13 protein-coding genes are annotated in these 10326 nt (G+C 72.1%); 5 read left to right on the top strand and 8 right to left on the bottom strand.

The genetic code is table 11. The features are described from left to right. The 3 genes from fhuF to HMPREF0731_RS10040 form a co-directional block, all read left to right on the top strand. On the top strand, window positions 1-689 hold a 689-nt coding region (gene fhuF / locus HMPREF0731_RS10050), incomplete at its 5' end, for a siderophore-iron reductase FhuF (protein WP_007003994.1). 58 nt (window positions 690-747) lie between these two features. Beyond that, a complete protein-coding gene (locus HMPREF0731_RS10045) occupies window positions 748-1074 on the top strand; it encodes a hypothetical protein (RefSeq protein ID WP_007003993.1) in 327 nt (108 codons plus the stop codon). Window positions 1075-1101: 27 nt separating this feature from the next. Continuing rightward, window positions 1102-1986 carry an alpha/beta fold hydrolase gene (locus HMPREF0731_RS10040; protein ID WP_007003992.1) on the top strand — a complete coding sequence of 295 codons (885 nt, stop codon included), beginning with the start codon at window positions 1102-1104 and terminating at the stop codon, window positions 1984-1986. Between the two features lie 63 nt (window positions 1987-2049). On the opposite strand, the gene HMPREF0731_RS10035 is transcribed toward HMPREF0731_RS10040, so the two are convergent. The 3 genes from HMPREF0731_RS10035 to HMPREF0731_RS10025 all read right to left on the bottom strand — a co-directional run bounded on the left by HMPREF0731_RS10035 (window position 2050) and on the right by HMPREF0731_RS10025 (window position 4947). Beyond that, entirely contained in the window at window positions 2050-2625 is a 576-nt protein-coding gene (locus HMPREF0731_RS10035) for a type 1 glutamine amidotransferase domain-containing protein (RefSeq protein ID WP_007003991.1), read from the bottom strand. Between the two features lie 103 nt (window positions 2626-2728). Further along, the gene (locus tag HMPREF0731_RS10030; RefSeq protein ID WP_007003990.1) at window positions 2729-3751 is read right to left on the bottom strand and encodes a GNAT family N-acetyltransferase; all 1023 of its coding nucleotides are present in this window, start codon (window positions 3749-3751) and stop codon (window positions 2729-2731) included. Further along, entirely contained in the window at window positions 3748-4947 is a 1200-nt protein-coding gene (locus HMPREF0731_RS10025) for a pyridoxal phosphate-dependent aminotransferase (RefSeq protein ID WP_040612652.1), read from the bottom strand. Before HMPREF0731_RS10025 ends, HMPREF0731_RS10030 begins: the two co-directional genes overlap by 4 nt. Window positions 4948-5103: 156 nt before the next feature. Here HMPREF0731_RS10025 and HMPREF0731_RS10020 point away from each other — a divergent pair, with 156 nt between their 5' ends. Continuing rightward, the gene (locus tag HMPREF0731_RS10020; protein ID WP_040612651.1) at window positions 5104-5484 is read left to right on the top strand and encodes a glyoxalase superfamily protein; all 381 of its coding nucleotides are present in this window, start codon (window positions 5104-5106) and stop codon (window positions 5482-5484) included. Between the two features lie 77 nt (window positions 5485-5561). After that, entirely contained in the window at window positions 5562-6680 is a 1119-nt protein-coding gene (locus HMPREF0731_RS10015; protein ID WP_040612649.1) for a hypothetical protein, read from the top strand. Between the two features lie 10 nt (window positions 6681-6690). Here HMPREF0731_RS10015 and HMPREF0731_RS10010 read toward each other — a convergent pair whose 3' ends face one another. The 5 genes from HMPREF0731_RS10010 to HMPREF0731_RS09990 all read right to left on the bottom strand — a co-directional run. Continuing rightward, window positions 6691-7155 (bottom strand): GNAT family N-acetyltransferase, encoded by a 465-nt coding sequence (locus HMPREF0731_RS10010; RefSeq protein ID WP_007003988.1) that lies wholly within the window; start codon window positions 7153-7155, stop codon window positions 6691-6693. After that, window positions 7156-8358, bottom strand: a complete 1203-nt coding sequence (locus HMPREF0731_RS10005; protein WP_007003987.1) for a pyridoxal phosphate-dependent aminotransferase — start codon at window positions 8356-8358, stop codon at window positions 7156-7158. A gap of 96 nt (window positions 8359-8454) precedes the next feature. Then, window positions 8455-9252, bottom strand: a complete 798-nt coding sequence (locus HMPREF0731_RS10000; RefSeq protein WP_007003986.1) for an ABC transporter permease — start codon at window positions 9250-9252, stop codon at window positions 8455-8457. Then, a complete protein-coding gene (locus HMPREF0731_RS09995) occupies window positions 9249-10091 on the bottom strand; it encodes an ABC transporter permease (RefSeq protein WP_007003985.1) in 843 nt (280 codons plus the stop codon). Before HMPREF0731_RS09995 ends, HMPREF0731_RS10000 begins: the two co-directional genes overlap by 4 nt. Further along, window positions 10091-10326 (bottom strand): TOBE domain-containing protein (locus HMPREF0731_RS09990; RefSeq protein WP_007003984.1); only part of this gene is annotated, 236 nt, incomplete at its 5' end. The genes HMPREF0731_RS09995 and HMPREF0731_RS09990, both read right to left, overlap by 1 nt.

Genomic DNA, 10326 nt, shown 5'->3' with positions numbered 1-10326 from the left:
CCGGGCTGGTGCCGCTCGGCACGCGCGGCCCGTCCCTGTCGCTGTCCGACCTGCTGGCCGCGGGCGCGGTGGACCGCATCCTGGCGCCGCTGCTGCGCGACCGGCCCGGCCAGGATCGCCGCGCCCTGCTCTCGCTGTGGAGCCGCCACTACTTCTTCACCGTGATCCCGCCGGTGGCGCTGACGCTGATGCTGGCGCATCGCAGCCTGCCGCTGGCGCCGGACGGCGCCGCCGTGCTGCTGAAGCCGGATGGCATGCCCGCCGCCCTCGCCCTGCCGCATGCCGGCGAGGCCTGCGCCGCGCCGCAAGACCCCTTCGCCCGCTTCGCCCCGCTGCTGCAGGGCCACCTGGCGCCGCTGATCGCCCATTGGGCGGCCGAGGCGAAGCTGGCGCCGCGCGTGCTGTGGTCCAACGCCGCCAGCTATTTCGCCTGGATCGTGCGCGAGGCCGCCCAATCCCCCGAGCTGCCGCCCGGCGCCGCCGCCAGCGGCCAGGCCATCGTCGCCACCCCCCACCTGCCGGAGGGCGGCGCCAACCCGATGCACGAGCCGATGCGCGTGCTGGAGGGCAGCAGCGACGGCAAGCGCTGGCGCAAGGTGTGCTGCCTGCTCTACCGCCTGCCCGACCGCGAGGAATGCTCCTACTGCCCGCTGCTGCTGGGCAAGGACCGCAAGGGCTGCGCGCACTGAGCCGGGGCTGCGCTTTCCGGCTTGGCAACGTCCCGGTGGCGGGCTACCGGCAAGGCCCATGGAAACCTACCTGCCTGCCCTGATCCTGCTCTCCGGCGGCGCCTTCATCCATAGCCGCTCCAACGTGCCGGAGCTGCGCCCCGCCTCGGAAGCCGCCGACACCGCCTGGAAGCTGCTGGCCAAGCTGGCCTTCTTCCTGTGGATCGGCCTGCTGGTCTGGGGCCTGTACAACCTGCCGCTGCCCAGCCTCGGCATCGCCTTCATCCTCTCGCTGGCCTTCAACGTGCTGCTGGCCATGCGCGGGCCGAAATCCATCTGGCCGGGCCTGTCCATGGTGATGTGCGTGCTGGGGGTGGCGCTCGGCGTCTATACCGTGCTGGTCTGACACCTCCGGAACGGAGGAAACAACAGCATGCTGTTTGAGGGATTCACGCTGGAGGAACGCAGCGTGGAGGGGCAGAGCCTGCGCCTGCGCCGCGGCGGCGAGGGCCCGCCCTTGCTGCTGCTGCACGGCAACCCGCAGACCCACATGATGTGGCACCGCGTCGCGCCGGTGCTGGCGCGGCGCTACAGCGTGGTCTGCCCCGACCTGCGCGGCTATGGCTTCTCCGGCAAGCCGGGCGTCAGCGCGCGCAGCGCCGCGCATTCGAAGCGCGCCATGGCGGCCGACCTGGCCGGGCTGATGCGCCAGCTCGGGCATGAGCGCTTCCAGCTGGTGGCGCATGACCGCGGCGCCCGCGTGGCGCACCGGCTGGCGCTGGATTTCCCCGACGCGGTGCAGAAGCTCGCCGTGCTCGACATCGTGCCGACCATCGAGCATTTCGAGCGCACGGATATGAGCTTCGCGCTCGGCTACTATCACTGGTTCTTCCTGGCCCAGAAGCACGACCTGCCCGAGCGCATGATTCTCCGAGATGTCGAGGACTGGTTCGACCTGCAGACCTCGCGCGAGCCCAAGGATCGCGGCTTCTTCCACCCGGAGGCGCGGGCGGATTATCTCGCCGCGCTGAAGCTGCCGGGCACCGTGACCTCGATCTGCGAGGATTACCGCGCCGCCGCCGGCATCGACCTGGAGCATGACCGCGCCAGCCGCGCGGCGGGCGAGAAGATCCGCTGCCCGCTGCTGGCGCTGTGGGGCGCCAAGGGCAGCATCGGCAAATGGTACGACCCGCTGGCGCTGTGGTCCGCCTATGCCGCGCAGCCGGTGACCGGCCATGCCGTCAACAGCGGCCACTACCTGGCCGAGGAAGCGCCCGACGAGGTTCTCGCCGCCCTGGATAAGTTCCTGGACGCGTAAAACAGGCAGGACGGGGCCGCTCTCGCGACCCCGTCCCAGCCAGACTGCGGCAGCCCGAAAGAATCAGGCGGCGCGGCGGGCGCCGTGCGAGCCTTCCTTCACCTCCTCGACGATCTTGGCGACGAAGGGCTTCAGGTCGTCGGGCGAGCGGCTGGTGACGATGCCCTGGTCGGTCACCACCGCCTGATCCAGCCAGGTGGCGCCGGCATTCTGCACATCGGTGCGGATCGAGGCGTAGGAGGTCATCTTGCGGCCCTTGGCGAGGCCCGCCTCCACCAGCAGCCAGGGGCCGTGGCAGATCGCCGCCACCACCTTGCCCTTCGCCGCGAAATCGCGCACCAGCGCCACCGCCTGCGGCTCGACGCGCAGATTGTCCGGGTTGATGACGCCACCCGGCAGCACCAGCGCGTCGTAATCCTCGGCCTTCACCTCGGCCAGCTTGCGGTCGACCGGCACGGGCTGGCCCCAGTCGGTCTTGTCCCAGCCGGTGATCTGGCCGGGCTGGCGCGTCTTCTCGGGCGCCGCCACCTCGACCTTGGCGCCGGCCTGGCGCAGCTCCTGCAACGGCACCATCAGCTCCGACTGCTCATAGCCATCGGTCGCCAGGATCAGGATGCGGGCCTCTGTGATCGCGGTCATGCTGTTCTCCCTGAATTGTCTCGTCAGGAAGAACGCCGCGGCGCGGTGCCGGTTCCGCAGCCCAGCCTCCCGCCCGCCGCAAGGGCGGGCGGGAAACCAAACCTCACAGGCTGCGATACAGCAGCAGCTGGTCGGTCAGCGCGCCGGAGACATCGCGGGAGAAGCCGGGGATGCGCCCCGCCTCCACCCAGCCCTGGCTGCGGCACAGCGCCTCGGCCGCGGCGCCGGCGCGGATGTCGAGCGTCAGCAGCGAACGGCCGATGCCGCGCGCCGCCTGCTCCGCCCGCTGCATCAGCGCGCGGCCGATGCCCTGGCGGCGGAAGCCCGGATGCACCAGCAGCTGCTCCAGCACGGCGCGGTGCGGCTGGTCCTGCGGCATGGCGAGGTTGAGCTGCACCGTGCCGGCGACCCGCCCCTCCTGCCACGCCACCAGCAGCAGCCGGTGGCCCAGCGCCACATCGCCCGACACCCGGCGCCAGAACTGGCGCGCGGTCTCGGGCGAGAGCGGCGGCAGGTGGCCGGTCGCCGCGCCATCGGCGACGCAGGCCACCAGCATCTCGGCCAGGCTGCGCTCGGCGCTGGCCGCGGCGGCGGCGTCCAGCGCCTCCACCGCCAGGCCCAGCAGCGGCTTGGCGTAGCGGAACTCCAGCGATTTCGAGATGTCGTCGAGGATGCGGATCGAGCCCGCGCGGACATAGCCCCGCTTCTCGTAGAAGCGGTGCGCCGCCTCGAAGCGGGTGTCGGTCCACAGCACGATGCGCTGCGCGCCGGCCTCGCGCGCATGCGCCTCGGCGCCGCCGAGCAGGGCATGCGCCAGGCCGCTGCCGCGCTGCGCCTTCTCGACATACATCTTGCAGATTTCCCACGCCCGGTCGGAGCCGAGCGGGCGCGTCGCCACCATGCCGACGACGCGGCCATCCGGCGCCTCGGCCGCCCAGAGCGCGCCGCCGGCCCCGGCGAAGTAGCTGGCCAGCGCGCGCAGCTCCGGCACCTCGCCATCGACGTCGAGCACGCAGTTCGGATACTCGCCCCAGGCGTCACCGATGAGGCGGATGAAATCCGCCGCATCCGTGTCGCGCCCTTCGCGGATGGCGAAGGGCGGCGGGGAGAGGCTCGCCGCGCTCACGCCAGCTCCCGGCAGAACTCCTGGATGCGGGCGCAGGCCTCGCGCAGGCTTTCCGTGTCGGTGGCGTAGGAGATGCGGATATAGGGGCTCATGCCATAGGCCGTGCCCTGCACCGTCGCCACCAGCTTCTCCTCCAGCAAAGCGAGCGCGAAATCGGTGTCGGTCTCGAGCTTCTTGCCGCCCTTGCTGGTCTTGCCGATGCAGCCGGCGATGTTCGGATAGACGTAGAAGGCGCCTTCCGGCTTGTGGCAGCTCATGCCCGGCGCCTCGGCCAGCATGGCCACCACCATGTCGCGCCGCTCGCGATAGATCGCGGCGCGCTCGGCGATCAGCTCCTGCGGGCCCTCCAGCGCGGCCACGGCGGCGGCCTGGCTGATCGTGCTGATGCCGCTGGTCAGCTGGCCCTGCATGTTGGCCATCGCCTTGATCAGCGCCTTCGGCCCGCCGGCGAAGCCGACGCGCCAGCCGGTCATGGCGTAGCTCTTGGAGGCGCCGTTGACCGTCAGCACCCGGTCCTTCAGCCGCGGCTCCACCTCGGCGATGGTGCAGAACTCGCCATCATAGACGAGGTGCTCATACATGTCGTCCGTCAGGATCCAGACATGCGGGTGCTTCAGCATCACCGCGGCGATGGCCTGCATCTCGGCGCGCGAGCAGGAGGCGCCGGTCGGGTTGTTCGGGAAGTTCAGGAACAGCCACTTGGTCTTCGGCGTGATGGCGGCGTCCAGATCCTCGGCGCGCAGCTTGAAGCCGTTGTTCTGCGGGCAGTTGACGAAGGTGGGCGTCGCCGTCGCCAGCTTCGCCATGTCGGCGTAGCTGACCCAGTAGGGGGCGGGGATCAGCACCTCGTCGCCGGGATCGCAGCTGGCCAGCAGCGCGTCCATGATGATCTGCTTGCCGCCATTGGCCACCAGGATCTCGTCCAGCGCGTAGTCGAGATTGTTGTCGCGCTTGAACTTCTTCTGCACGGCGAGCTTCAGCGCGCGGGTGCCCTCGGTCGGCGGATACTTGGTGTCGCCGGAGAGCGCCGCCTGGTGCGCCGCCTCGATCGCATGCGCGGGGGTCGCGAAATCCGGCTCGCCGGAGGCGAGGCTGATGACCTTCTTGCCCTCGGCGGCCAGCTCACGGGCGCGGGTGCCCATGATGACGGAAGCGGAAACGGCGATGTCTTTCAGGCGACCGGCGAGGGCGGGCATGAGCAGGGTCTTCTCCGAGGGAAACAGGCGGGGCAGCCTAGAAGCCTGTGCCGGCCGCGCCAAGGCCGCCAGGTCCACGCGGCGCGCAGAACCGCCCCGCTTGCGCCACCGGACGGGCGCCCTTCCCCGCGCCGCGCGGCCTGCCAGGATGCGGGCATGAGCAACGATCCCGTCTTCCAGGCCACCATCCCCGTGCTGCGCAGCTTCGACGAGGCCAAGGCGCGCGAATTCTATCTCGGCTTCCTGGGCTTCGCGCTGGAGTGGGAACATCGCTTCGCGCCCGACCTGCCGCTCTACTGCCAGATCCGCCGCGGCGCGCTGCTGCTGCATCTGTCGGAGCATCATGGCGATGCCTGCCCCGGTGCGACGGTGTTCATCCGCATGCAGGGCATCGAGGCCTTCCACCGGGAGCTGATCGGCAAGCGATACCGCTTCGCCCGGCCCGGGCTGGAAAGCCTGCCCTGGGGCCGCATGGTCACGGTGGGGGATCCCTTCGGCAATCACCTGCGCTTCTGCGAGCCGCCCGCGGCCGGCTGAGCCGCTCAACCCATCGTCATGCCACCCGCCCGGCTCCGCTCCGCTACCAGGGAGGCCTGACACGGGGAGAGGAGCCAATGGTGGAACGGAACTGGCGCGGGCTGCGGCGGCCCCTGGTGGCGATCGCCCTCGGGCTGCTGCCCTTCTGGCTGTTCCTCGGCTTCAGCAACGAGGTGCGGGTAAATGGCGAGCTGGTGGGCGGCAGCCGCTTCAACCTCGGCGGGCTGATCCTGGCGGGCATCGGCCTGTCCATGGCGGTGGGCGTGCTGCGGGAGACGCCGCGCTGGGCGCCGCGCCTGGCGCTGGCGGCGCTCGCCGTGCCGATCTGCCTGGCCCAGCTGGCGATCTCGGCCGAGCTGGTCTCGGTCGAACGGCTGCGCCTGATGCTCTCCGGCCCGCCGCAGCCCGCCCCCGACACGGCGCTCTCCGCGGAGGGGCGCCGGATGCTGCTGCAGGCGGTGCGCGGGCTGGAGCAGGACGAGGTGGCGCTGCGCGACCATCTCATCGCCCAGGCCCGGCAGTTGCAGGCGCTGCAGGCCCAGCACGCCGCCTATGCGGAGCGCTGCCATGGCGGCGCCCGCTTCGCCATGCCGGCCCTGCCCGCCTGGCTGTCCGAGGCCGAGCGGGCGGAGATCGCCGCCGCCGCCTCGCCGCCCGGCGCGATCCCGGCCTGCAGCCAGGACGCCTCGCAGCGCGAGATGAAAGGCCGGGTCGAGGCGGCGATGCTGCAGCGCGAGCGGGTGCAGCTGGTGGCGCAGCTGCGCGAGGCGCGGTTCGGCCACGACCCCGCCCCGCCCGCCCCGGCGGTCTGGCAGCTCGATGGCGCGCCGCTGGCGCTGGGCGAGAGGCTGGATGCCGTAAGGCAGCGCCTGGGGCTGCAGGGCGAGCCGCAGCCGGTCCCCGGCCTGCCGGCCACCGCGCCCCGGACCCGCTGGGTGGTGGCGCATGGCGTCACCGCCGATTTCGACGCCGCGCAGCGGGTCGTCGGGCTGGTGCTGGAGACGGGCTTCGCGGGCCGGCTGGGCGGGGTGGCGCTGGGCGACTGGGCGGCGCGGGTCGCCCGGCTGCATGGCCCGCCGACGCGCCGCGAGCCGCCCCACACGCGGAACAGCCAGGTCTATTGGGCGGCGGGCCAGCCGGAGGTGCGCTACGAGATCCGCGGCGCCCAGGTCGCGTCGATGCAGATCCTGCGCTGAGCGGCAAGGCTCAGCCTCCGGGCGGCCGTTCCAGCAGCCAGTCGAATTCCTGCTCGGCCACCAGGGCGAAGCCGAGGCGGCGGTAGAAGTCCATCGCGCGGCTGCCCTTCAGCACCTCGACCCGCGCGGGCCGGTCCAGGTGCTCCGCCAGGATCGCCCGCATCACCGCGCGGCCGAGCCCGGCCCCCTGGCAGTCCGGCTCCAGGTAGAAGCCGCTGACCTCGGTGACCTCATCCCCCGCGAAGACCGAGACGCAGCCGAGCAGCCTTCCGTCCGGCGCCTCGATGCAGCGGGTGGCGGCGGGGTCGAAGCCCTCGCGCATGCGGGCGCGGCGGCGGGCCGGGTCCCAGCGGCCGATCGCCTCGAGCTGCGGGCGCATGGTGCGGATGGAGAGGTCCAGCAGGCGTTCGAAATCCGCCTCCGCCGCCGGCCGGAAGCGGAAGGGCGGGACATCCCGCCCCTCCGGGCCCGTCACTTACTTCAGGCCGGCGCAGAAGCGCTGGATGCGCGTGCAGGCCTCGGTCAGCGAGGCATCGTCGGTCGCGTAGCTGATGCGGAAATGGCCGGGGAACATGAAGGCCGAGCCATGCACGGCCGCCACACCCTCATCCTCCAGCAGCGCGGTGACGAAATCCTCGTCCGTTTCGATCTTCTTGCCCGAGGCGGTGGTCTTGCCGAGGCAGGCATGCACCGAGGGGAAGACATAGAAGGCGCCGTCCGGCGTCAGGCAATGGATGCCCGGCGCCTTGTTCAGCAGGCCCACCACCAAGTCGCGGCGGCGCTCATAGACCACGCGCATCGCCTCGACCGAATCCTGCGGGCCGGTCAGCGCCTCGATGGCGGCGGCCTGGGAGATCGAGGAGGTGTTGGAGGTGGACTGGCCCTGCAGCTTGTCCATCGCCTTGATCAGCTTCAGCGGCGCGCCGGCGAAGCCGATGCGCCAGCCGGTCATGGCATAGGCCTTGGAGCAGCCATTCATCGTGACCGTGCGGTCCTTCAGGCGCGGCTCGACGGCGACCAGGGTGCGGGCCTTGAAGCCGCCATAGGTCAGCTTCTCGTAGATGTCGTCGGTGAACACCCAGACATCCGGGTGGCGCAGCAGCACCTCGGCCAGGGCCTTCAGCTCCTCCGCCGAATAGGCGGCGCCGGTCGGGTTGGAGGGGTTGTTCAGGATCAGCCACTTGGTCTTGGGCGTGATCGCCGCTTCCAGCTGCTCCGGCGTGATCTTGAAGCCCTGGTTCTGCCCGGCCGGCACGATCACCGGCGTGCCGTCGGCCAGCGCCACGATGTCGGGGTAGGAGACCCAGCAGGGCGCCGGGATGATCGCCTCGTCGCCCGCGTTGATGGTGGCCAGCAGGGCGTTGAAGATCACCTGCTTGCCGCCGGTGGAGACGACGATCTCCTCCGGCTTGTACTCCACCCCGTGCTCGCGGCGGAAATAGGTGGCGCAGGCCTCGCGCAGCGCCTTGGTGCCGGCGACGTCGGTGTAGCGGGTCTCGCCGCGCTCGATCGCCGCGATGGCCGCGTCCTTGATGTTGCGCGGGGTGTCGAAATCCGGCTCGCCGGCGGAGAGGCTGATGACGTTCTTCCCCTCGGCCTTCAGCGCGCGCGCCTTGGCGGTGATGGCGATGGTCTGGGAGGGGGCGATGCGGTCCAGCCGCTCGGCGGTCAGGGTCATGGGAGTCCGGTCCAGCTCAGAAGAGGCGGGACCCTAGCCCTCTCCCGCCCGCTCCGACAAGGCGGCACGCGGCGATGCGGCGCCGATTCGCGCGCCTCAGCCCCGCCGCAGCCCGCGCAGCGCCAGCGCCGCCAGCGCGCCCCCCAGCCCGGCCAGCGCCAGGATGATCACCGCCAGCGCGTTCACCTCCGGCGTCAGCCCCAGCCGCAGCATGGAGAAGACCACCATCGGCAGGGTGGTGCCGGCGGGGCCGGAGACGAAGCTCGCCACCACCACATCGTCCAGCGACAGGGTGAAGGCCAGCAGCCAGCCCGCCACCAGCCCCGGCGCCAGCAGCGGCAGGGTGACGGTGAGGAAGGCGGTGGCGGGCCCGGCGCCGAGGTCGCGCGCCGCCTCCTCCAGCTCCGGCGCCAGCCCGGCCAGCCGCGCCTGCACCAGCACCGCCACATAGGCGGCGCCGATGGTGGCATGCGCCAGCAGGATGGTCATGGCACCGCGCTCGGCCGGCCAGCCGGTCAGCCGCTGCAGGGCGACGAAGAACAGCAGCAGGGCCAGGCCCATCACCACATCGGGCAGCACCAGCGGCGCGCCGGCCAGCGCGCCGAAGATCGCCCGGCCGCGGAACGGGCCGTGCCGCGCCAGCACCCAGCCGATGGCGCCCCCCAGCAGCACCGCCAGGCTCGCCGCGCCGAGCGCCACGCGCAGCGACAGCAGCGCCGCCTCCACCAGCCGGTCATTCCCGGCGAGGGCTGCGAACCAGCGCAGCGAGAAGCCGCCCCACTGGAAGGGGATGCGCGCATCGCTGAAGGCATAGCCCGCCAGCAGCAGCACCGGCAGCCAGAGGAACAGCAGACCCGCGCCGAGGCCGAGCAGCGCCAGCCGCCCGCGGCTCATGGCTGCTGCTCCAGCCGCTGGAACAGCCGGATCGGCAGCAGCAGCACCAGCAGCAGCAGCACCGCCAGCGCCGCCGCCACCGGCCAGTCGCGGTTCTGGAAGAATTCCTGGAACAGGACGCGGCCGGCCAGCTGCGCCTCCGGCGGGCCCAGCAGCTCGGGGATGACGTATTCGCCGGCGGCGGGGATGAAGACCAGCAGGAAGGCCGCCGCCAGGCCGGGGGCGGCGAGCGGCAGGGTGACGCTGCGGAAGGCGACCCAGGGGGTGGCGCCGAGATCCGCCGCCGCCTCCTGCACCGCCGGGTCGAGGCGCGAGAGGGTGACGTAGAGCGGCAGCACGGCGAAGGGCAGGTAGGCGTGGACCATGCCGAGGAACAGCGCCGGCCAGGAATAGAGCAACGGCAGCGGCGCCTCGATCAGCCCTGCCGATTGCAGCAGGGTGTTGATCCAGCCCTCGTCGCGCAGCAGGCCGATCCAGGCGCCGATGCGGGGCAGGAAGCCGGTCCAGAAGGGCAGCAGCAGCAGCGCCAGCAGCGGCATGCGCCAGCGCGACGGCGCCCGCACCAGGCCGAGCGCCATGGGCAGCGCCAGCGCAAGGCAGAGCCCGGCGGTGCCGCAGGCCACCAGCAGCGCATCCAGGAAGGCGCCGCGGTAATAGGGGTCGCCCAGGGCCAGGGCGTAGGTCTCGGTGTTCGGCCCTTCCTCTCCGCTCCAGGGCAGGGTGAAGGGCGGCACGCCCTCGGCCGGCCAGGAGAGGGAGAGGGCCAGCACCACCAGCAGCGGCGCGGCCACGAACAGCGCCAGCCAGAGGCCGGGGATGGCCGGGACAAGGCGCCGCATCAGCCGGCCAGCGGCACGAGGGACGCCGCCTCCCAGCCCAGGCGCAGCGCGGCGCCGCGCGGCGGCGGCGGGCCGTCCTCCTCGGCATGGCTGACGCGCAGCTGCGCGCCACCGGGGGCGCGCACCAGCAGCAGGCTGTCATCGCCGCGGAAGGCCACTTCCTCGACCACGCCCTCCACCCCGTCCGGGGGTGCCGCGGCGCCGCTCAGGATGCGCTCCGGCCGCAGCGCCAGGG

Origin of the sequence: Pseudoroseomonas cervicalis ATCC 49957 (genome assembly GCF_000164635.1) — a bacterium.
Classification (GTDB): Bacteria; Pseudomonadota; Alphaproteobacteria; order Acetobacterales; family Acetobacteraceae; genus Pseudoroseomonas; species Pseudoroseomonas cervicalis.
Note: the sequence above shows the minus strand (reverse complement) of the source record. Positions and strands in the feature narration are given on the sequence as shown.